Source organism: Variovorax sp. YR634, from assembly GCF_900106655.1.
Taxonomy (GTDB): Bacteria; Pseudomonadota; Gammaproteobacteria; order Burkholderiales; family Burkholderiaceae_C; genus Variovorax.
Window position 1 is genome coordinate 340,959 of record NZ_FNOL01000004.1, and the last position, 21,953, is coordinate 362,911.

A 21,953-nucleotide genomic window follows, 5' to 3' on the forward strand; every position below is an offset into this window, starting at 1 on the left:
CCTGATCGGGTCTCAGGCTTCGCCCTTTACCTTCAACCGCCACGCATGCAGCAGCGGCTCGGTATACCCGCTCGGCTGCTCGATGCCCTTGAACACCAGGTCCTGCGCCGCCTTGTAGGCCGACGAGGTCGTGAAGTTGCCGGCCATCGGCTGGTACAGCGGGTCGCCCGCGTTCTGCTCGTCGACCACCTTGGCCATGCGCTGGAAGGTCTCGTCGACCTGCGCCTTGGTCACCACGCCGTGCAGCAGCCAGTTGGCGATGTGCTGGCTGGAGATGCGCAGCGTCGCGCGGTCTTCCATCAGGCCGACGTTGTGGATGTCGGGCACCTTGGAGCAGCCCACGCCCTGGTCGATCCAGCGCACCACGTAGCCGAGGATGCCCTGCACGTTGTTGTCGATTTCCTGCTGGCGCTCTTCGGCAGTCCACTTGGCGTCGGCCGCGATCGGCACCTGCAGCAGCGCGTTGAGGATGTTGTCGCGCTCGCCGTCGGCGTCGATCTTTTCCAGCTCCTGCTGCACCGCGGTCACGCTGACCTGGTGGTAGTGCAGCGCATGGAGCGTGGCGGCGGTGGGCGAGGGCACCCAGGCGGTGTTGGCGCCGGCCTTGGGGTGGCCGATCTTCTGTTCGAGCATGGCGGCCATCAGGTCGGGCATGGCCCACATGCCCTTGCCGATCTGCGCCTTGCCGCGCAGGCCGCACGAGAGGCCGACCAGCACGTTGTTCTTTTCGTAGGCGCCGATCCACGCGCTGGACTTCATGTCGCCCTTGCGGATCATCGGGCCGCCCTGCATGGCGGTGTGCATTTCGTCGCCGGTGCGGTCGAGGAAGCCGGTGTTGATGAAGGCCACGCGCGCGGCGGCCTCGGCGATGCAGGCCTTCAGGTTCACGCTGGTGCGGCGCTCCTCGTCCATGATGCCGAGCTTCACGGTGTTGGCGGGCAGGCCGAGCAGCTGCTCGACGCGGCCGAACAGCTCGCTCGCGAAGGCCACTTCGGCCGGACCGTGCATCTTCGGCTTGACGATGTAGATGCTGCCGGTGCGCGAGTTGCCCTTGCGCTTCAGGTCGATGGTGGCGATGGTGGTGGTCACCACGGCATCGAGGATGCCTTCGGGGATTTCCTTGCCGCCGGCATACAGCACGGCGGGGTTGGTCATCAGGTGGCCCACATTGCGCAGGAACATCAGCGAGCGGCCGTGCAGCTTCACGGGCTTGCCGTCGGCGCCGGTGTATTCGCGGTCGGGGTTCAGGCCGCGCGTGAAGGTCTTGCCGCCCTTGGCGACTTCTTCCGTCAGCGTGCCTTCGACGATGCCGAGCCAGTTCGAATACGCGACCACCTTGTCGGCCGCATCGACCACGGCCACCGAGTCTTCGAGGTCGAGGATGGTCGAGAGCGCGGCTTCGAGCACCAGGTCGCTCACGCCGGCCGCGTCGCTCTTGCCGATGGGCGTGCTGCGGTCGATGCGAATGTCGAGGTGAATGCCGTTGTGCTTGAGCAGCACCGACGACGGCGCGGCGGCATCGCCCTGGTAGCCGATGAACTGCGAGGCATCGGCCAGGCCGGTGCTGCTGCTTTGCAGTGCGACGACGAGCTTGCCGTCCTTCACGCTGTAGCCGGTGGCCATCTTGTGCGAGCCGTTTTCCAGCGGCGCGGCCTGGTCGAGCACGTTGCGCGCGAACTCGATGACCTTGGCGCCGCGCACGGGGTTGTAGCCCTTGCCCTTTTCGGCGCCGCCGGCTTCGGAGATGGCGTCGGTGCCGTAGAGCGCGTCGTACAGCGAACCCCAGCGCGCGTTGGCGGCGTTGAGCGCGTAGCGCGCGTTCAGGATGGGCACCACCAGCTGCGGGCCGGCCTGTAGCGCGAGTTCGGAGTCGACATTGGCCGTGGTGGCCTTCGTGCCCTTGGGCTGCGGCAGCAGGTAGCCGATCTTCTCGAGGAAGGCGCGATACGCCGGCATGTCGGCGATCGGGCCGGGGTTCTTCTTGTGCCAGGCGTCGAGTTCGCTCTGCAGGCGGTCGCGCTCGGCGAGCAGGGCGATGTTCTTCGGCGCGAGGTCGCTGACGATGGCGTCGAAGCCCTTCCAGAAGACGTCGCTGGCCACGCCGCTGGCGGGCAGGACCTTGTCTTCGATGAAGCGGTGGAGCTCGGTCGCGACCTGGAGTCCGTGGGCGGTGGTGCGGGCGGTCATGGGGTTTCTCCTTGAGAAAAATGCAATCCTGGGGCGAACTTTATTCGATACTTTGCTGGCGAGTAAGAGCCGGAAGCGGGATTTATCCGTGACAAAAATGAAGGTAATCGCTGGCGAGCGGCCTGGGGCGCAAAGGGTAGGCACTGATAAGAACGCCGCAGGCGAGGGATATATTTAACTTCTTAAATAAATCCCGACCCGCTTCCATGATCCTCCTGGCCTCCAACGAAAACCCCCTCGGCATGCCCGAATCGGCCCGCCGCGCGGCCGCCGCCGCGCTCGTAGGCGCTGGCAACTACCCCGACAGCAACGGCACCGCGCTGAAGAACGCGCTGGCCGCGCGGCTCGACGTGCCGGCCGACTGGCTCACGCTGGGCAGCGGATCGAGCGAAATCCTCCATCTCGCGGCGCAGGTCAGCCTGAAGCCCGGCGAGGGCGTCGTCTATTCGCAGTACGGCTTCGTCGTCTACGCACAGGCCACGGCGCAGGCCCATGCGCACGCAACTGTCGTGCCCTCGCTCAACTTCGGCCACGACCTGGGCGCCATGCGCGCTGCCATCGGCGACGACACGAAGCTGGTGTTCGTGGCCAACCCGAACAACCCGACCGGCACTTTCATCGATGCTGCGCCGCTGCTGGCCTTTCTGCAATCGGTGCCCGCGCACGTGACGGTGCTGCTCGACGAGGCCTACACCGAGTACCTGTCGCCTGCGCAGCGCTACGACAGCATCGAGTGGGTGCGGCGCCTGCCCAACCTGATCGTGGCGCGCACTTTCTCCAAGGCCTTCGGCCTGGCCGGGCTGCGCATCGGATACGGCGTGTCGCAGCCGGCGCTTACGGCGCGCATGAACGCGCACCGCCCGCGCTTCAACGTGACGACACCGGCGCAGGCCGCGGCGGTGGCCGCGCTGGGCGATGCGGACTTCCTCGCGCGCACTTATGAGCTCAACACGGCCGGGCGCGACCAGCTCGCTGCGGGCTTCAAGGAACTGGGCCTCGAGTACGTTCCCTCGTCGGGCAATTTCCTGATGGTGCAGGTCGGCGACGGGCAGGCCGTGCATACGCGCCTGCTGGCGGCCGGCATCGAGGTTTCGCTGCTCGGCAACTACGGCCTGCCGCAGTGGCTGCGCATCAGCATCGGCCTGCCCGGGCAGAACCGCGCGGTGCTGGCCGCGCTGCGCTGAGCAGGGCGGCACTCCTTTTTCAACAACGCCCGAGGAGACAAGACCATGAAACGCCGTCAGTTCGCAGCGCAGTCCGCTGCCGCCTTTGCCGTCGCGGCCGCTGCGCCGCTGGTGTTTGCGCAGCAAGACCGCACGGTGCGGATCCTGGTCGGCTTTCCGCCGGGCGGCTCGGCGGACGTGGTGGCGCGGGTGCTCGCCGAGAAGATGCGTGTGTCGCTCGGGCAGAACGTCATCATCGACAACAAGCCCGGCGCGGCCGGCCGGCTCGCGCTGGGCGAACTCAGGCGCGCGGCACCGGACGGCACCACGCTGGTGTTCTCGCCGAGCGGCGCGATGGTGATCCATCCGTGGCTCTACTCGAACCTCGGCTACGACCCGGCGAAGGACTTCTCCCCGATAGCGCTCGGCAGCACCTTCGACTTCGCGGTGACGGCCGGGCCCGGCGCGCCCGCCGGCGACCTGAAGACGGTGCTGGCGTGGATGAAGGCCAACCCGGCCAAGGCCAACTACGCCACCTCGGGCGCGGGCACGGTGCCGCACTTTGCCGGACAACTGATCGCCCAGGCGGCCGGCGTGCCGATGACGCACGTGGCCTACCGCGGTGGCGCGCCGGCTGCACAAGACCTGATCGGCGGCCAGGTGCCGCTGATGGTCGACACGGCCTCGGAAACCATCGAGCACCACCGCGCCGGCAAGGTCCGCATCCTCGCGGTGACGGGCGAGCAGCGCAGCCGCGCGCTGCCCGACGTGCCGACGCTGAAGGAGTCGGGCATCAACGTGACGGCCGATGCGTTCTTCGGCCTCTATGGCCCGCCGGGGATGTCGCCCGAAGTGGTCGCACGGATCGACAAGGCCGTGGCCGATGCGCTGCGCATGCCCGACGTGCAGGAGAAGATCTATTCGCTGGGGCTGGTGCCTGCGCATGCCGGGCCGGCCGAGTTGGCAGCCATCCAGGCGGCGCATCTGAAGCGCTGGGAAATGCCGATCAAGAACTCGGGCTTCAAGGCCGAGTCCTGATTCGCCGCCCGCTCAGACCTGCCCGCCGAGCTCCCGCGCGGCAGCCTGCACAGGCTCGATGTAGCGCTCGTCGTAGCGGTGCGTGGGCATGGTCAGCGTGACTGCCGCGGCAAGGCTGCCGTCCGCATGGAACACCGGCGCCGAGATGCCCGCCAGTTCGGCCGTGCGGTCGCCCACCAGCGCGCAGTAGCCCTGCGCGCGAATGCTGTCGTACAGCTTGCGTTCCTTCGTGCCACGCGGCTGTTCGGCCTCCGGGCCGAAGGCGATCAGCACGCGCGCACCCGCGCCCCGGTCGTTGGGCAGCAGGTCGCCAACGCGCACGTGGTCTCGCACCACGTGCGATGAATCGACCCGGAACTGGCACAGGCGCACCCAGCTGTCGCCCTGGTCCTGTCGCACGTGGTACGCCGCGCTTTCGCCCGTTGTTGCAGCGAGCGAGCGCAGCACCGGCAGGACGATGCGGTCGAGCGACTGCGACGCCGCGTACAGCCCGTGCAGCCGCGCGATCTCCATGCCCAGCGCATAGCGCCCGTCGTCCTGCCGGCGGATGAGCCGCGCATGTTCGAGCGAGGCCAGCAGTCGCAGCACGGTGCTCTTGTAGAGCTGCGTGCGCTCGGCGAACTGCGCGAGCGACAGCGCCTCGTCGCCCGCCTGAAAGGCCGAGAGCAGGCTCAGCGCGCGGTCGACCGCCGCCGCGCCGCCGGGGGCGGCATTGAGGTCGGACACGGATTCGGTCTGGGCTTTGCGGGGCATGAGGAGGAGGGAGGGAATGGGTCGGCTTGACAGTCGGGTGGATCGACGGTCTAATTCTGTTTAACGGAATATAGTTCTGAAAGATAGAACAGTCAAGCGATTCCACGATTCCATCGAAGGAGACCAGTCCGATGACACCCCCCGACGTCCTCATCAGCGAGGTCGGCCCGCGCGACGGCCTTCAGTCGGTCAAGGCCACGATGCCCACGGCCGACAAGCTGCGCTGGATCGACGCGCTCTACGCCGCCGGCATCCGCGAGATCGAGGTCGCGTCCTTCGTGCCCGCGAAGCTGCTGCCGCAGATGGCCGACGCCGCCGAGGTGGTGCGCCACGCCGTCACGCTGCCTGGCCTCACCGTGATGGCGCTGGTGCCCAACCGCAAGGGCGCGCAGGCCGCGCTCGAAGCCGGCGTGCACAAACTCACGATGCCGGTGTCGGCCAGCGTGGCGCACTCGCTGGCCAACGTGCGCAAGACACCGACCGAAATGGTCGAGGAGGTGCGCGCCATCTCCGATCTACGCCGCGCCATCGCGCCACAGGTGAAGCTCGAAGCGGGCATCTCTACCGCCTTCGGCTGCACGCTGCAGGGCCTGGTGCCCGAAGACGACGTGATCCGCCTGGCCGCGCAATGCATAGAGGCCGGCGCCGACGAATCGGGCCTGTCCGACACCGTGGGCTACGCCAACCCCGCGCAGGTGCGCCGCCTCTTCAAGCGGCTGCGCGCGGAGATCGGCAGGCACGCGGGCGCGGCCCACATGCACAACACGCGCGGACTTGGCATCGCCAACTGCCTCGCGGCTTGGGACGAGGGCGTGCGTACCTTCGACGCATCGCTCGGCGGTCTCGGCGGCTGCCCTTATGCGCCGGGCGCCTCGGGCAATGCCGTTACCGAAGACCTTGTGTTCATGTTCGAGGCCATGGGCGTGCGCACCGGCATCGACATCCAGAAACTCATTGCGGCGCGCGCGCCGCTCATGGCCGGCCTGCCGGGCGAGCCGGTCTACGGCATGACGCCGGAAGCCGGATTGCCCAAGGGCTTCGTCCAGGAACACACCGCACAACATGTCTGAAGCCAATCCTCTTCCTTATGCCGGCGTCCGCGTCGTCGAGTTCACCCACATGGTCATGGGTCCGACCTGCGGCCTGCTGCTGGCCGACCTCGGCGCCGAGGTCATCAAGGTCGAGCCCATCGAGGGCGACAACACGCGCCGCCTGCTCGGCTCGGGCTCGGGCTTCTTCCCGACCTTCAACCGCAACAAGAAGAGCATCGCGCTCGACCTGAAGAAGCCCGAGGGCGTGGAGGCCGCGCTGCGCCTCGTCGCCACCGCCGACGTCGTCAGCGAGAACTTCAAGCCCGGCACCATGAAGAAGCTGGGGCTCGACTACGACACGCTCAGCAAGCTCAACCCGCGCCTCGTTTACGTGAGCCACAAGGGCTTCTTGCCCGGCCCGTACGACCACCGCACCGCGCTCGACGAAGTGGTGCAGATGATGGGCGGCCTTGCCTACATGACGGGCCGCTCGGGCGACCCGCTGCGCGCCGGCACCAGCGTGAACGACATCATGGGCGGCATGTTCGGCGCCATCGGCGCAATGGCAGCGCTGCGCCAGCGCGACCTCACCGGCAAGGGCTGCGAGGTGCAGTCCGCTCTGTTCGAGAACAACGTGTTCCTGGTCGCGCAGCACATGATGCAGTTCGCCGCCACCGGCAAGGCGGCCGACCCGATGCCCAGCCGCATCTCGGCCTGGGCTGTGTACGACGTGTTCACCGTGAAGGACGGCGAGCAGATCTTCCTGGCGGCAGTGAGCGACAAGCAGTGGGCCATCTTCTGCAAGGCCTTCGGCCTGGAAGACATGCTGGCCGACCCGCGCCTGAAGACCAACAACGACCGCGTGCTGGCGCGCGAATGGATGATGCCCATCCTGCGCTCGCACCTCGCGAACCACAGCGCGGCCGAGCTCAGCGCGGTGTTCGAGCAGAACGAGCTGCCCTTCGCGCCCATCACCAAGCCGCAGGAGCTGTTCGACGACCCGCACCTGAACGCCACCGGCGGCCTTGCGCCGGTGCGCATGAACGACGGCAGCACGGCCAAGGTGCCGCTGATGCCGTTCACGCTGGGAGGCGAACGGCCCGGCATCCGGCTGCAGCCGCCGCACGTCGGCGAGCACAGCCGCGAGCTGCTGAAAGAAGTGGGCTACAGCGACGAAGAAATCGCCGCGCTCGAAACACAACACATCACCCTCGGAGACTGACCCCATGTTTTTCATCACACGGCGCGCCTTGCTGGCGTGCGCCGCGGCCGCCGCATGCCTGAACGCCGCTCCCGCCCTTGCCGACACAGCCTGGCCCGACAAGCCCGTGCGTCTCGTCGTGCCCTACACGCCCGGCGGCGCAACCGACATCGTGGCGCGCCTCATCGCGCAGAAGCTCGTCGACGACACCAAGTGGACCTTCATCGTCGACAACCGCGCGGGCGGCAACGGCAACATCGGCATGGACGTGGTCGCCAAGTCCAAGCCCGACGGCTACACCATCGGCCTGGGCCAGACCGCCAACCTCGCGATCAACCCGACGCTGTTCCCCAAGATGCCCTACGACGCGCTGAAGGACCTGGTGCCGGTGTCGGTCGTGGCCTCGCAGCCCGTGGTGCTGGTGGTGCGCGCGGACGCGCCGTACAAGTCGCTGGCCGATCTGGTCGCGGCCGCCAAGGCCAAGCCCGGCGAGATCAAGCAGGCGCTTGCCGGCACCGGCACGCTGGGCCACATGGCCGGCGAGGTGCTCGCGAAGCGCGCGGGCTTCCAGGTGCTCAACGTGCCGTACAAGGGCGCCGCGCCCGCCATCACCGACCTGCTCGGCGGCCAGACCGACTACATGTTCGCCACGCCGCAGGGCGCGCTCGCCATGGTCAAGGGCGGCAAGCTGCGCGCGCTGGCCGTCACCTCGGCCAAGCGCCTGCCGGTGATGCCCGAGGTGCCGACCGTGGGCGAGAGCTACAAGGGCTTCGAGGCGGTGGACTGGAAGGCGCTCGTGGTGCCGGCCGGCACGCCCGCCGACATCGTGAAAAAGCTCAATGCCGCCGTCGACAAGGCGCTGGCCAAGCCCGCGACCATCTCGCAGCTGCTGGCCGAAGGCAGCACGCCCGTGGGCGGCAGTCCGGAGCAGGCGGCACAGTACGTCAAGGCCGAGCATGCGCGCTGGGGCGCGGCGGTGCGCGAGGCGGGCGTGCGGCCCGAATAGGCGCCCTCCAGCTAACCAGCAAACCGGCGGGCGATATAGTTTCCGCCCCATGGACCGCCTCAAGCAGCTCGAATCCTTCGTCTCGGTCGCGACCCGCGGCGGTCTCACGGCCGCGGCCAAGGCCGAGGGCGTGGCGCCCGCGATCATGGGGCGCCGGCTCGATGCGCTGGAAGAGCGCCTGGGCGTCAAGCTGCTGGTGCGCACCACGCGGCGCATCACGCTCACGCACGAGGGCAGCGCATTCCTCGAGGACTGCCAGCGCCTGCTGACCGAGTTCGCCAACGCAGAAGCCAGCGTGAGTGCCGGCGGCATCAAGGCCAGCGGCCACCTGCGCGTAACGGCGCCGGCCGGCTTCGGCCGCCGCCACGTCGCGCCGCTGGTGCCGCGCTTTCATGCGCTGCATCCGGAAGTGACGATCTCGCTGAACCTCAGTGACCGCGTGGTCGACGTCACCGGCGAGAGCTTCGATTGCGCGGTGCGCGTGGGCGACCTGCCCGATTCGTCGCTCGTGAGCGTGCGGCTCGCCGACAACCGCCGCCGCTGCGTGGCCACGCCCGAGTTCGTGCGCCGCCACGGCATGCCCAAGCACCCGGGCGAGCTCTCGCGCTTTGCCTGCCTCACGCTGTCGAGCGATGCCTCGCAGACGCGCGGCTGGGCGTTTCGCATCGTCAACGAGGAAGGCACCCAGGAGCTGATCCACCTGCGCCCCAGCGGCCCGCTCGATTGCTCCGACGGGCAGGTGCTGCACGACTGGTGCCTGGCCGGCCACGGCATCGCCTGGCGCAGCACCTGGGAGGTCGAGGCCGAGATCGATGCCGGCCTGCTCGTGCCCCTGCTCGACGAGTTCGCCGCGCCGCCCAACGGCATCTACGCGGTGTTCGCGGGCGCCAAGCACCTGCCGCTGCGGGTGCGACTGTGGCTTGATTTCCTCAAGGAGCAATACGGCAACCCGGAATTCTGGGGTGGAAGGGCCTGAGGCGCATCAGCGGCGTCACAATCTGTTTGCATTTGCAACCCCACTCGGAAGAAAGCCATCGATGACGCTCGAAGCCATCCTCGCGTACCTGCACTTGCTTGCCATCCTCACGATGGTTGTCTTCATTTCCAGCGAAGCGGCGCTATGCCGCGTGCAGTGGCTCAACGCCGCAGTGGTCGAGCGGCTGGCCAAGGTCGACATGGTCTACGGCATTGCCGCCATCGCGGTGCTCGCCACGGGCATCGCGCGCACCTGGTGGGGCGTGAAGGGCACGGCCTGGTACTGGACCAACCCGCTGCTGCACGTGAAGCTGGGGCTGTTCATCATCGTGGGCGTGCTCTCGATCTTCCCGACGCTCACCTACTTCCGCTGGCGCAAGACGCTGCGCGCCACCGGCAAGCTGCCGGCCGAGGCCGACATCAAGAAAACGCGCAAGCTGGTGATGGTGCAGGCGCACCTGATAGCGCTGATTCCGCTGGTAGCGGTGTTCCTGGCACGCGGCTTCGGCAAGTAAGCCCGGCATGGGACACCCCGGCATCCAGCTTCTGTTTGCCGGCACCATCTTCAGCAGCGCGTTCCTGCTGTTCCTGGTCCAGCCGCTGATCGCGAAGCAGATTCTTCCGTGGTTCGGCGGCTCGGCCGCGGTGTGGTCGATCTGCATGGTGTTCTTCCAGGTGGTGCTGCTCGCGGGGTACGCGTATTCCGACTGGGTCACGCGCCATTTGCGCATGCGGGCGCAGGCCGTGCTGCACGTGGCGCTGCTGCTCGCGAGCCTGGCGTTTCTTCCGATCGTGGTGGGCGTCAACTGGAAGCCGACGGGCACCGAAGACCCGGCCTGGCGCATCCTGGGGCTGCTGTTCGGCACCATCGGCCTGCCGTACTTCCTGCTCTCGACCACCGGGCCGCTGGTGCAGTCATGGGTGGCGCGCACGCCGTGGGGCGCGCAGGTGTACCGCTATTTCTCGCTGTCGAACCTGGCCTCGCTGCTGTCGCTGCTGAGCTATCCCGTGCTGATCGAGCCGCGCAGCACGCTGCTGCAGCAGGCGCACGGTTGGTCGTGGGGCTACGCCGCCTTCGTGGTGCTGTGTGCCGGCACGACGCTGTACATGGCGCGGCGATTGACGGCCGAGGTAGTGCCGCAGCAGTCATCGCCGGGCCAGGCCACCCAAGCCGTCGTGGAGGACAAGCCGCCGCGCGTCGCCGACTACCTGCTGTGGCTCGCGCTGCCGGCGCTGGCGTCGTGGCTGTTGCTGGCCGTGACGAACCACATCACCCAGAACGTTGCCGCGGTGCCATTCCTTTGGGTGCTGCCGCTGTCGCTGTACCTGCTGACTTTCGTCCTGTGCTTCGAGAGCGACCGCTGGTACAGGCGCGGCGTGTTCCTGCCGCTGGCGGCCGTCATGCTGCTGCTGTGCGCCTTCGGCCTGCAGCACCACATCGGCGCCGAGGTCCGCATTGCGCTGCCGCTGTATGTGTCGGGGCTGTTCGTGCTGTGCATGTTCCTGCACGGCGAAACCGCGAAGCTGCGGCCGGGGCCGCGCTACCTCACGCGCTTCTATCTGATGATGTCGCTCGGCGGGGCGCTGGGCGGGGTGACGGTCGGACTGGTCGCGCCGCATGTGCTGGTGGCGTACTACGAGCTGGGGCTCGGCCTGATGCTGACCGCGCTGGCGGCGGCGGCCGTGCTGCGCCAGCGGGTGTGGCTGCGGGTCTGCTGCGTGGTGCTGGCCGCCTGCTGCACGCTCTTCCTGCTGCTGCAGGTCGGCAGCGACCGGTCGGGCGCGCGCAGCCTGCAGCGCAATTTCTATGGGGCGCTGCTGGTCTACGACACGACGGGCGATCCTCCGTCCGACAACGTGCGCCAGCTGGCGCATGGGTCGATCAAGCACGGCTCGCAGTTCCTGGACCCGGAGCGTCGGCACGAGCCCACAACCTACTACGGCGAAACCTCCGGCATCGGCCGCGCGATCGACTCTGCGCCGGCCGGGCCGCGCCGCGTGGGCCTGATCGGACTGGGTGCGGGCACGCTCGCGACCTATGGCCGCAGCGGCGACGTCTACCGCTTCTACGAGATCAATCCGCAGGTGTTCGCGCTGGCGGACAAGGAGTTCAGTTTCCTGCGCGACAGCGAAGCGCGCATCGAGCGCGTGCTCGGCGATGCCCGGCTGGCGCTGGAGCGAGAGCCGGCGCAGGGTTTCGACGTGCTCGCGGTCGACGCCTTTTCAGGGGATTCGGTGCCGGTGCACCTTCTCACGGCCGAGGCGATGGACGTGTACCTGCGGCACATGAAGCCCGACGGCGTGATCGCCTTTCACGTGACCAACCGGTTCCTGGCGCTCGCACCCGTGATCGCCAAAGTGGCCGAGGCCCGGGGACTGCACGCGGTGCTGGTGCACGACGAGGCTGAGCAGTCCGACTGGCTGCACCGTACCGACTGGGTGCTGGTCGCGCGCGATCCGCAGGTGCTGGCGCGCGAGCTGATGCGGGAGGCCGCGACGCCGATCGCCACGAAGCCGGGCCAGCGGCCCTGGACCGACGACTTCAACAACCTGCTGGGCGTGCTGAAGTAGCGTGGTGCGTTGGCGCGGCCATGAAAAAGGCCCGCACGTGGCGGGCCTCTTTTCACAATTGTCAGCGCAGCGTGGCTTCAGGCCTTGGCGTCTTTCTCGCACTTCTTCATGAAGCTGTTCTTGGCGGCGCCGGCCAGTGCCTTGCCGTTCTTGTCGACGGCCTTGGCGGCGCAGGCGGGAGCAGCTGCAGCCTTGGTGTCCTTCTCGCACTTCTTGATGGAGCTGGCCTTGGCCGCGCCAGCGAGGGCCTTGCCATTCTTGTCCACAGCCTTGGATTCGCAGCTTGCACCGGCGGCGACAGCGGGTGCAGCAGCGGCGGCGGGGGCTGGTGCCGGGGTGGCGGCCTTGTCTTGAGCCTGTGCGGCGCCGAAGGAAAGACAGGCGCCGAGTGCGAGCAGGGAAAGGAGCTTCTTCATGGTGATGTGTCCTTGCAAGGTTGGGTTGTGACAGGAGCCCCGCCTCGGGGCCGACCATCCTAACGGGCCAAGCCAACAATCGGATGACCATCGTCAACTGCACCCGGGTTTGCCCCCGGTAAAATTCCCGGATGCTATTGGTCAAACAGGAGCTGCTCGCGGCGCTCGCGAACACGCTCGAATCCTTCTCGCCCGGCGCTGGCTCCAAAGCCGCGTTCGAGTCGCCCAAGGTGGCTGCGCATGGCGATTTCGCCAGCACGGCCGCCATGCAGCTCGCCAAACCGCTGGGGCGCAAGCCCCGCGAGCTGGCCGAGCAACTGAGCGCTGCGCTGCTCGCCACCTCCGCTTTCGGCCAATGGGTCGAGGCCATCGAGATCGCCGGGCCCGGCTTTCTCAACATCCGCCTGAAGACGACGGCCAAGCAGCAGATCGTGCGCGAGGTGCTGTCGGCCGAGAATACTTTCGGGCAACAGCCCGCCACCGGCGAAAAGGTGCTGGTCGAGTTCGTCTCGGCCAACCCGACCGGCCCGCTGCATGTCGGCCACGGCCGCCAGGCGGCACTGGGCGACGCCATCTGCAACCTGCGCGCCTCGCAGGGCGAAAGCGTCTGGCGCGAGTACTACTACAACGACGCCGGCGTGCAGATCCAGACGCTGGCCACCAGCACGCAGCTGCGCGCCCGCGGCTTCAAGCCCGGCGACGCCGAATGGCCCAGCGGCGAGAAGGCCCCTGCCTATAACGGCGACTACATCGCCGACATCGCCGAAGACTTCAAGGCGAAGAAGACCGTCAAGTCGGAAGACCGCGAAGTCACCGCCAGCGGAAACATCGACGATATCGACGCGATCCGCGAGTTCGCCGTGGCCTATCTGCGCCGCGAGCAAGACCTCGACCTGCAGGCCTTCCGCGTTCATTTCGACCAGTACTACCTGGAGTCCAGCCTCTACACCAGCGGCCGCGTCGAAGCTGCCGTGCAGAAGCTCGTGGCCGCCGGCAAGACCTACGAACAAGACGGCGCGCTGTGGCTGAAGTCGACCGACTACGGCGACGACAAAGACCGCGTGATGAAAAAGCAGGACGGCACGTACACGTACTTCGTGCCCGACGTCGCGTATCACATCGCCAAGTGGGAGCGCGGCTTCCACAAGGTCATCAACATCCAGGGCACCGACCACCACGGCACCATCGCGCGCGTGCGCGCCGGCCTGCAGGCGGCGGGCGAAGGCATTCCCGAGGGCTATCCCGACTACGTGCTGCACACCATGGTGCGCGTCATGAAGGGCGGCGAAGAGGTCAAGATCAGCAAGCGCGCCGGCAGCTACGTCACGCTGCGCGACCTGATCGAGTGGACCAGCACCGACGCCATCCGCTTCTTCCTGCTCAGCCGCAAGCCCGACACCGAATACACCTTCGATGTCGACCTCGCGGTGACGAAAAACAACGACAACCCGGTTTATTACGTGCAGTACGCGCATGCGCGCATCTGCTCGGTGCTGGCCGGCTGGGGCGGCGACGCGGCCACGCTGAAGGATGTAGACCTGTCGCCGCTCGAAAGCCCGGCCGCCCAGGCGCTGATGCTGCTGCTGGCCAAGTACCCGGCCATGCTGACGGCCGCGTCGAAGGACTTCGCCCCGCACGACGTCACGTTCTACCTGCGCGAGCTGGCCGCCAGCTACCACAGCTACTACGACGCCGAGCGCATCCTGGTCGACGACGAAAAGGTCAAGCTGGCCCGCCTGGCGCTGGTCGCCGCGACCGCGCAGGTGCTGCACAATGGCCTCGCGATTCTCGGCGTCAGTGCGCCGAGCAAGATGTGAACCTCCTCACCATGAAGAAGACAACCAGACAACGCGGCAACATCGTCATCGGCCTGATCATCGGGCTGGTGCTCGGCCTGGGCGTCGCGCTGGGCATCGCGGTCTACGTGACCAAGGTGCCGATCCCGTTCGTGACCAAGACGCAGCGCGGCGGCGCCGAGCAGGACGAGGCCGAAGCCCGCAAGAACCGCGACTGGGACCCGAACGCGCCGCTGGCCGGCAAGGCAGGCGCCGCCAAGCCGGCGCCCGCACCCACCGGCCCGGTCAACCCCGTCACCGGCGAGCCGGCCACCACCGCCGTGGCCCCTGCCACCGCCCCGCCCACGACCGCACCGCCGGTGCCCGTGGTGGTGGCGCCCAAGCCGCCGCGCCCTGCGCCGGTGCCGGCCGAAGCCAATGCCCTGCCGCCGTCGAATGATCCGCTGGGCGACCTGGCCAGGGCGCGCTCGGGCGGCGGCGCCAGCTCCGGCAGCACGACCACCGCGTCGGCCGCACCGAGCAGCAACAGCAATGCCGGCAGCAGTTCGGGCCCCGATCCGTTCATGTACTTCGTGCAGGCCGGCGCCTTCCGCACCACTGACGACGCCGAGGCGCAGCGCGCCAAGCTGTCGCTGATGGGCGTCGAGGCCAAGGTCACCGAGCGCGAGCAGGCGGGCCGCACCGTCTACCGCGTGCGCGCGGGCCCCTTCAACAAGAAGGACGACGCCGACCGCCTCAAGGAGCGGCTTGACGGCGGCGGCATGGATTCGGCGCTGGTTCGCGTGCAGCGCTGACCCGGCAGCCGACACAAATAGCCCCTAAGCTTCGCCGCGCGGCGTTTGCCGCCACCATCCACTGCCTCGGGCGCGCCGGATGAGGGGGAACTCCCCGCCGCGCGCCGGCTCAGTCTGCCGTAACAACTGGAGAGCTCTTTCAATGAAACGTCGTGACTTTTCGCTGGCCGCCACTTCGCTCGGGCTGCTGTCCCTGGCTGCCAACCCGGCCCACGCCCAGGCGCGTGCGCCCAAGGCCGGCACCGAGTACCTGGTGCTCGACAAGCGCGTGCCGGTCGACGCGCCCGCCGGCAAGATCGAGGTGGTCGAGTTCTTCTCGTACAACTGCCCGCATTGCAACGACTTCGAGCCGGCGCTGGAGGCCTGGATCAAGACGGTGCCCAAGGAAGTCGCCTTCCGCCGCATCCCGGTGCCTTTCGTGGGCAACGACGTCGAAGCCAAGCAGCGCCTGTACTACGCGCTCGAAGCCATGGGCAAGGTCGACGAATATCAGCCGAAGGTGTTCAACGCGATCCACGCGCAGCGCCAGAACGTGAACGGCGACGCCAACATCATTGCCTGGGCCGCCGCGAACGGCCTGGACGGCGCCAAGTTCAAGGAAGTCTTCACCTCCTTCGGCGTGGCCAGCAAGGCCAAGCGCGCCTCGCAAATGACCGACGCCTACAAGGTGGCTGGCGTGCCGGCAATGGCCGTGGCCGGCCGCTGGTACGTGGACGGCGAAACCGCCGGCAACATGACCAAAGTGCTTCAGGTCGTGAACTATTTGATCGGCGAAGCGAAGAAGGGCTGACCCCCCAGGATCGCGGTCCGGCGGAGCCGGTTCCGCGGTGTTCCTGGAGGAATTCCCGAGAGAAATCCAGGAAGAAAGTCAAGCCCGCATCGGCGGGCTTTTTCATCTGTGCGTGCGGGGCTGACGCAATCAGCCGCATACAATGCCGAGCAAGTTTCGTGCCTCTATGACATTGCACCCTCACCCCACCACTCCCTTCCTCCGTCGCATCGGCCGCCTGGCCGCCGGCGCGCTGTTGCTGGCCGGCCTTGCCTCGGGCGCACTGGCCGAAACCGCCGACCGCACCAAGCCGATGAACATCGAGTCGGACTCGATGCGCTACGACGACCTGAAGCAGACCAGCGTGTTCACCGGTAACGTGCTCGTTACGAAGGGCACGATCATCATCCGCGGCGCACGCATGGATGTACGCCAGGACCCCGAGGGCTACCAGTACGGCGTGGTCACGGCGGCACCGGGCAAGCGGGCCTACTACAAGCAGAAACGCAATGCGCCCGACGAGTGGATCGAGGGCGAGTCGGAAGTCATCGAGTACGACAGCCGCGCCGACAACGTCAAGTTCATCCGCAACGCCACCATGCGCCGCCTGCTCGGCGCCACGCCGAACGACGAGAGCCAGGGCGCGCTGATCGTCTACGACCAGAGCAACGACACCTACACGGTCAACGGTTCCACCGTGCCGCCGAACACCGCCGTCAACGCGTCCACCCCGGGCGGGCGCGTCAAGACCATCCTGACCCCCAAGGCCGCCACCGCACCGGCAGCCGGTGCCTCGGCCCCGGCCGGCGCGAAGGCGCCGCCGCCGGCGCCCACGCCCGCACCCGGCAAGGGCCTGCGCCAGAGCACCACGCTCAGTGACCAGGGAGAAACCCGCAAGTGATCGAAACCGCAGGAACGCAGGACGCCAACGGCGCACCGGGCAGCCGCCTGATCGCGCGCGGCCTGAAGAAGAGCTACGGCAGCCGCACGGTCGTGAAAGACGTCTCGCTCGACGTGCAGAAGGGCGAAGTCGTCGGGTTGCTCGGGCCGAACGGCGCGGGCAAGACCACCTCGTTCTACATGATCGTGGGGCTGGTGCGTGCCGACGCGGGCGACATCAGCATCGACGGCGAGCCCATCGCCCACATGCCGATCCATCGCCGCGCCCGCATGGGCCTGAGCTACCTGCCGCAGGAAGCCTCGATCTTCCGCAAGCTCACGGTCGAGGAAAACGTGCGCGCCGTGCTCGAGCTCCAGAGCGAGCCCGACGAGAACGGCAAGATGGCGCCGCTGTCGAAGCAGCACATGGACGAGCGCCTGGCCGAGCTGCTGGCCGACCTGCGCGTCGACCACCTGCGCGATTCGCCCGCGCTCGCGCTGTCGGGCGGCGAGCGCCGCCGCGTCGAAATTGCGCGTGCGCTGGCTACGCAGCCGCGCTTCATCCTGCTGGACGAGCCCTTCGCCGGCATCGACCCGATCGCGGTGATCGAGATCCAGCGGATCATCAGTTTCCTGAAGGAGCGCGGCATCGGCGTGCTCATCACCGACCACAACGTGCGTGAAACGCTGGGCATCTGCGATCACGCTTTCATCATCAGCGACGGGCATGTGCTGGCACAAGGCACACCCTCGGAGATCGTCGACAACGCCGAAGTACGCAGGGTGTACTTGGGCGAACACTTCCGCATGTAAGGGCGGGAGCGGTTCCCATGAAGCAAGGGCTATCCCTTCGCGTCTCGCAGCATCTGGCGTTGACGCCACAGCTGCAGCAGTCGATCAGGCTGCTTCAACTCTCCACGCTCGAACTGAGCCAGGAGGTGGAGCAGATGCTCGACGAGAACCCGTTCCTCGAGCGCACCGCGGAAGAAGCGGCGCGTGAGGAATTCGGGCTCGACACGGCCGATGCGCCGGTGCCGCGCGACGACGGCGGCGATAGCGGCGACGGCGAAAGCGACTTCGCTTCGCCCGCCGCCAGCGCGTCCACTGCTTCCACCGAAACCAGCACAACCACCACGGCCGACACCGACGGCCCCGCTGCCGAAATCACCGAGCGCGAGCCCGACTGGGAAGGCGACGGCACCGTCGACATGGCGCCCGACGACAGCGAATGGGGCAGCGATGCGCCCGCGCGCCAGAACAACCTGGGCGACGACGAACGTGCCGACGCCACCGAACTCGCGCGCAGCCAGGAGTCGCTGCAGTCCTTCCTGCACCGCCAGGCCCTGAGCCTGCGCCTGAACGAGAACGACAGCGCCGCGCTGCGCTTTCTCATCGAATCGCTCAACGACGACGGCTACCTGGAAGACTCGCTGCCCGCACTGGCCTCGGGCCTGGCCGGCGACGACAACGACCAGTTCGACGACCTCGTGCATCACTTTCAGGTGGCGCTCGGCCTGCTGCAGAGCCTGGAGCCGGCCGGCGTCGGCGCGCGCGACCTCGGCGAATGCCTGGGCATCCAGCTGCGCGCCCTGGCCCGCGAGGACGAGACCGACGAGGAAGAGCTGGTTCGCAAGATCGCCATCGCCATCTGCAAGCAGCCGATGGAGCTGCTCGCGCGCCGCGACTTCAAGCGCCTGGCCACGCTCACCCGCAGCAACGAGGAGCTGGTGCGCTCGGCGCTGCAGATCATCGCGCGGCTCGAGCCCAAGCCGGGCCGGCGCTTTGTAGACGTCGAGCGCAACATCGTCATTCCCGACGTGATCGTCACCAAGACGGGCCGCGGCACCAACGTGAAGTTCCGCGTCATGCTGAACCCCGAGGTGATGCCGCGCCTGCGCGTGCACGACATCTATGCCGGCGCGCTCAAGTCGCACAAGGGCGAAGGCAGCCAGGCGCTGTCGCAGCGGCTGCAGGAGGCGCGCTGGTTCATCAAGAACATCCAGCAGCGCTTCGACACCATCCTGCGCGTGAGCAACGCCATCGTCGAGCGGCAGAAGAGCTACTTCGTGCACGGCGAACTCGCGATGCGTCCGCTGGTGCTGCGCGAGATCGCCGACGAGCTGGGCCTGCACGAATCGACCATCTCGCGCGTGACCACCGCCAAGTACATGGCCACGCCCTTCGGCACGGTCGAGCTCAAGTACTTCTTCGGCTCGGCGCTGGGCACCGAAACCGGCGGCAATGCGTCGAGCACCGCGGTGCGCGCGCTGATCAAGCAGTTCGTCAGCTCCGAGAGCATCAAGAAGCCGCTGTCGGACAGCCAGATCTCCGAGATGCTGAAAGAGCAGGGCATCGAGTGCGCGCGCCGCACCGTGGCCAAGTACCGCGAGGCGCTGCGCATCGCGCCCGCCAACCTTCGCAAGGCCCTGTAGAAAGCCACCGATGACTCGTCGCCTGCTGTCGCTTTCGCGTTGTGGGCATTGGGTTTTCGTCATGGCGGCGGTCTTGCTGTTCGCAGGCTGCGCCACATTGCCCGACGAGGCGCCGCGCCCGCCCACCAAGGCCATGGCCGTGTCAGCCGACACCGCGCTCGGCAAGATCGCGCTGGCCTCGCAGCCCGACCCCGACCTGAGCGGCTTTCGCCTCATGCCCGGCGGCGACTTCGCCTTCGACACCCGTATCCAGCTGGCCCGTCGCGCGCAGCGCACGCTCGACGTGCAGTACTACCAGATCGAGAACGACGAAACCGGCCGCTACCTGATGCGCACCCTGCGCGACGCCGCTCAGCGCGGCGTGCGCGTGCGGCTCCTGATGGACGACCTCTACACCTCCGGCGAAGACGAGCTGCTGCTCGGCCTGGCCGCCACGCCCAACGTGGAGCTGCGCCTGTTCAACCCGTTCCCGGCCGGGCGCGGCAGCCTGCTGAAGCGCTTCAGCGCCTCGCTCTTCGACTTCAGCCGCGTGAACCGCCGCATGCACAACAAGCTGTTCATCGCCGATGGCGCGATGGCGGTGGCGGGCGGGCGCAACATCGGCAACCAGTATTTCAGGCGCACGGCGGGCGAGAACTTTCTAGACCTCGACACCTTCGTCACCGGCGCGCTGATCCCGCGGCTGGGCAGCCTGTTCGACCAGTACTGGAACAGCATCTACGTGCGGCCGATCCAGTCGGTGGTGGCCAGCGACCTGTCGCGCGAGGAGCTGCAGAAGCGCTTCGATGTCGCCACCGGCCCCGACACCACGCCACCACCGCCGCCGCCCGCGCCCAACGACCTGCTTGGCTACAGCCCGATGGCGGAAGACCTGAACACCGGCAAGCTCGGACTGATCTGGGCCACCGCAGAGGCCTACGCCGATTCGCCCGAGCGCGTGATCGGCAAGACCGCCTCATACGGCGGCGTGCCGCTGCTGGACGTCGACAGCGTGCGCTACAACGTGGTCGAGCAGATGCGCCGTGCGCGCTCCGAGGTGACCATCGTCTCGCCCTACCTCATTCCGGGCGCCTCGGGGCTGGAGGTGATGCGCGAGATCCGCGGCCGCAACGTGAAGATCAGCGTCGTCACCAATTCGCTGGCCGCCACCGACGAGCCGTTGGTGCACACCGCCTACCGCCGCTACCGGCCCGACATGCTCAAGCTCGGCGCCGACCTCTACGAACTGAGCTCCACGCGCACCCGGCGCAGCGTGCGGCTCGGCCTGTTCGGCACCTCGGTGGGCAGGCTGCACGCCAAGTCGGCGGTGATCGACCGGCGCATTCTTTTCGTCGGCTCGATGAATTTCGATCCGCGCTCGGAGACGCACAACACCGAGATCGGCCTCTTCATCCGCAGCCCCGAGATGGCGCAGCAGGCACTGAAGCTCATCGACGTGCTCAAGCAGCAGGGCGCCTACCGGCTGCGCTTTGCCGAGGGCAGCAACGAGTCGCGCATCGAATGGGTCAGCGACGACGCCGGCAAGCTCACCGTGCTGAGCGAGGAGCCCGACTCCGGCTTCTGGGACCGGACCATGCTCGAGTTGCTGGCGCCGCTGACGCCGGAGAGCCTGTTGTAGCGTCGGCTCAGTTGCCGCGCACGGCCGACCAGATCAGCCGCAGGCCCAGCAGCCCCATCACGCCGCCGGCGGCCCGGTCGATCCAGACCTTGTAGCGCAGGTAGGCCGAGCGCGGCGCTGCCGAGGAAAGCGCCAGCGCCACGATGGCGTACCACCCCGTCTCGATGCAGAAGATGACCGCCGGCACCGCCAGTGCGAGCACCAGCGGCACCTCGCGCGGCAGGAAGGCCGCGAAGATGCTGGCGTAGACCACGGCAGTCTTCGGGTTGCTGACCTGCGTGGCCAGGCCCAGCAGGAAGGTGCGGCCGCTGCGGCCCTGCTGGCGCGGCGACCCGTCCGTCTCCTGCGCCGCCACGGCCAGCGGCTGCCGCGCGCCGCTCCAGATGCGAAAGCCCAGGTAGACGAGGTAGGCGCCCCCCAGGCCCTTGATGGCCACGTACAGCGCCGGCACGGCCAGGAACGCCGCCTGCAGCCCGGCCAGCGCGGCAATCGCGAAGATCAGCCCGCCGGCACCCATGCCCAGCGCTGCGGCCAGTCCGTCGGTGCGCGAGGTCACGGCGGTGCGGGCCACCATCACGAAGCTGGGGCCGGGACTCATCGCGCCCACAGTCATGGCGCCGGCGATGCCGAGCAGCGAAAGGGTGGTGTCCATCATGGCCTTGCCTTCTCCGGTGTCACTGCACGTTGACCGCTTCGACCTGCACCAGCAGCTTCACCTTGTTCTCGAAGCCGAAGTTCAGCCCCCAGGTGATGCCCCAGTCGCTGCGCTCCACGGTCGTCTCGAAGTCGCCGCCGCACACCTGGCGGTTGATCAGCGGGCTCAGGTAGCAGTTGAAGCGCACGGCCTTCAGCGTCACCGGCTTGGTCTGGCCCATCAGCGTGAGCGTGCCGGGCACGTCGACCACCTTGCCGCCGCTGAAGTCGATGCGGTCGGCCACGAAGCGGCCGGTCGGAAACTCGGCCACGTTGAAGAAGTCCTTGCTCTGCACATGGCGGTTGAGTAGGTCGACGCCGGTGTTGATGGAGCTGATGTCCATCGTGATGTCGACCTTGCCGCTAGCGCCGGTACCGTCGATTTGCACGGAGCCGTCCTTGGTGCTGAAGCGGCCCCGGTTGGTGGTGGTGCCGTAGTGGCCCATTTCGTACATCACGAAGGTGTGCGTCGGGTCGACCACGTAGTTGGCGTTTTTCACCGGCCCGCCCGCGGGCTTGGCGGCCACGGCCGGCGCGGTGTATTCGGGCCCTTGTGGTTGCTGCTGTGCCGTGGCGCCGGTGAACGCGGCGGCCGACAGGGCCGCGGCGAGAAGGAGCTTTTTCATGGCGT

General features: G+C 67.8%; 19 protein-coding genes and 1 pseudogene. 15 read left to right on the forward strand and 5 right to left on the reverse strand.

Annotation, left to right across the window (positions count from 1 at the left end; translation table 11 throughout):
• Positions 1–12 precede the first annotated feature (12 nt).
• Positions 13–2,187: a malate synthase G gene (locus tag BLV60_RS10540; RefSeq protein ID WP_093054054.1), complete on the reverse strand. Its 2,175-nt coding sequence runs from the start codon at positions 2,185–2,187 to the stop codon at positions 13–15.
• Between the two features lie 200 nt (positions 2,188–2,387).
• Between BLV60_RS10540 and hisC the strand changes: the two are divergent.
• Positions 2,388–3,371: pseudogene (hisC, locus tag BLV60_RS10545) on the forward strand (histidinol-phosphate transaminase); the annotation flags it as partial.
• 45 nt (positions 3,372–3,416) lie between these two features.
• Entirely contained in the window at positions 3,417–4,388 is a 972-nt protein-coding gene (locus BLV60_RS10550) for a Bug family tripartite tricarboxylate transporter substrate binding protein (RefSeq protein ID WP_093054058.1), read from the forward strand.
• 12 nt (positions 4,389–4,400) lie between these two features.
• Here the strand turns inward: BLV60_RS10550 and BLV60_RS10555 are convergent, their stop codons facing one another.
• Positions 4,401–5,141: an IclR family transcriptional regulator gene (locus BLV60_RS10555; protein ID WP_093054060.1), complete on the reverse strand. Its 741-nt coding sequence runs from the start codon at positions 5,139–5,141 to the stop codon at positions 4,401–4,403.
• Between the two features lie 131 nt (positions 5,142–5,272).
• Between BLV60_RS10555 and BLV60_RS10560 the strand changes: the two genes are divergently transcribed.
• The 6 genes from BLV60_RS10560 (at position 5,273) to BLV60_RS10585 (ending at position 11,925) form a co-directional block, all read left to right on the forward strand.
• Positions 5,273–6,211 carry a hydroxymethylglutaryl-CoA lyase gene (locus BLV60_RS10560; protein ID WP_093054086.1) on the forward strand — a complete coding sequence of 313 codons (939 nt, stop codon included), beginning with the start codon at positions 5,273–5,275 and terminating at the stop codon, positions 6,209–6,211.
• Entirely contained in the window at positions 6,204–7,394 is a 1,191-nt protein-coding gene (locus tag BLV60_RS10565) for a CaiB/BaiF CoA transferase family protein (RefSeq protein WP_093054088.1), read from the forward strand. Before BLV60_RS10560 ends, BLV60_RS10565 begins: the two co-directional genes overlap by 8 nt.
• A 4-nt stretch (positions 7,395–7,398) precedes the next feature.
• Positions 7,399–8,379 carry a Bug family tripartite tricarboxylate transporter substrate binding protein gene (locus tag BLV60_RS10570; protein WP_093054090.1) on the forward strand — a complete coding sequence of 327 codons (981 nt, stop codon included), beginning with the start codon at positions 7,399–7,401 and terminating at the stop codon, positions 8,377–8,379.
• Between the two features lie 49 nt (positions 8,380–8,428).
• Positions 8,429–9,355, forward strand: a complete 927-nt coding sequence (locus BLV60_RS10575) for a LysR family transcriptional regulator (protein ID WP_093054092.1) — start codon at positions 8,429–8,431, stop codon at positions 9,353–9,355.
• A 61-nt stretch (positions 9,356–9,416) separates the two neighbouring features.
• Positions 9,417–9,869, forward strand: coding sequence for a DUF2214 family protein (locus BLV60_RS10580; RefSeq protein WP_093054094.1), 453 nt, complete (start codon positions 9,417–9,419; stop codon positions 9,867–9,869).
• Positions 9,870–9,876: 7 nt separating this feature from the next.
• The gene (locus BLV60_RS10585) at positions 9,877–11,925 is read left to right on the forward strand and encodes a spermidine synthase (RefSeq protein ID WP_093054096.1); all 2,049 of its coding nucleotides are present in this window, start codon (positions 9,877–9,879) and stop codon (positions 11,923–11,925) included.
• A gap of 77 nt (positions 11,926–12,002) precedes the next feature.
• Here BLV60_RS10585 and BLV60_RS10590 read toward each other — a convergent pair whose 3' ends face one another.
• Entirely contained in the window at positions 12,003–12,341 is a 339-nt protein-coding gene (locus tag BLV60_RS10590; protein ID WP_093054098.1) for a hypothetical protein, read from the reverse strand.
• Positions 12,342–12,472: 131 nt separating this feature from the next.
• On the opposite strand from BLV60_RS10590, the gene argS reads away from it, so the two are divergent.
• The 7 genes from argS (at position 12,473) to BLV60_RS10625 (ending at position 20,629) form a co-directional block, all read left to right on the forward strand.
• Positions 12,473–14,158, forward strand: coding sequence for an arginine--tRNA ligase (gene argS, locus BLV60_RS10595; RefSeq protein ID WP_093054100.1), 1,686 nt, complete (start codon positions 12,473–12,475; stop codon positions 14,156–14,158).
• An 11-nt stretch (positions 14,159–14,169) separates the two neighbouring features.
• Entirely contained in the window at positions 14,170–14,931 is a 762-nt protein-coding gene (locus tag BLV60_RS10600) for an SPOR domain-containing protein (protein WP_093054274.1), read from the forward strand.
• 142 nt (positions 14,932–15,073) lie between these two features.
• The gene (locus tag BLV60_RS10605; protein ID WP_093054102.1) at positions 15,074–15,721 is read left to right on the forward strand and encodes a thiol:disulfide interchange protein DsbA/DsbL; all 648 of its coding nucleotides are present in this window, start codon (positions 15,074–15,076) and stop codon (positions 15,719–15,721) included.
• 166 nt (positions 15,722–15,887) lie between these two features.
• A complete protein-coding gene (gene lptA, locus BLV60_RS10610) occupies positions 15,888–16,601 on the forward strand; it encodes a lipopolysaccharide transport periplasmic protein LptA (protein WP_093054104.1) in 714 nt (237 codons plus the stop codon).
• Complete coding sequence (gene lptB, locus BLV60_RS10615) at positions 16,598–17,392, forward strand: LPS export ABC transporter ATP-binding protein (RefSeq protein ID WP_093054106.1); 795 nt, start codon at positions 16,598–16,600, stop codon at positions 17,390–17,392. Before lptA ends, lptB begins: the two co-directional genes overlap by 4 nt.
• A 17-nt stretch (positions 17,393–17,409) precedes the next feature.
• Positions 17,410–19,011, forward strand: a complete 1,602-nt coding sequence (rpoN, locus tag BLV60_RS10620; RefSeq protein ID WP_093054107.1) for an RNA polymerase factor sigma-54 — start codon at positions 17,410–17,412, stop codon at positions 19,009–19,011.
• Between the two features lie 10 nt (positions 19,012–19,021).
• Positions 19,022–20,629: a phospholipase D family protein gene (locus tag BLV60_RS10625; protein WP_093054109.1), complete on the forward strand. Its 1,608-nt coding sequence runs from the start codon at positions 19,022–19,024 to the stop codon at positions 20,627–20,629.
• Between the two features lie 7 nt (positions 20,630–20,636).
• Here BLV60_RS10625 and BLV60_RS10630 read toward each other — a convergent pair whose 3' ends face one another.
• Together BLV60_RS10630 and BLV60_RS10635 are read right to left on the reverse strand one after the other, a co-directional pair.
• Entirely contained in the window at positions 20,637–21,284 is a 648-nt protein-coding gene (locus BLV60_RS10630) for a LysE family translocator (RefSeq protein ID WP_093054111.1), read from the reverse strand.
• 19 nt (positions 21,285–21,303) lie between these two features.
• Positions 21,304–21,948, reverse strand: coding sequence for a YceI family protein (locus BLV60_RS10635; protein WP_093054276.1), 645 nt, complete (start codon positions 21,946–21,948; stop codon positions 21,304–21,306).
• Between the last annotated feature and the right edge of the window lie 5 nt (positions 21,949–21,953).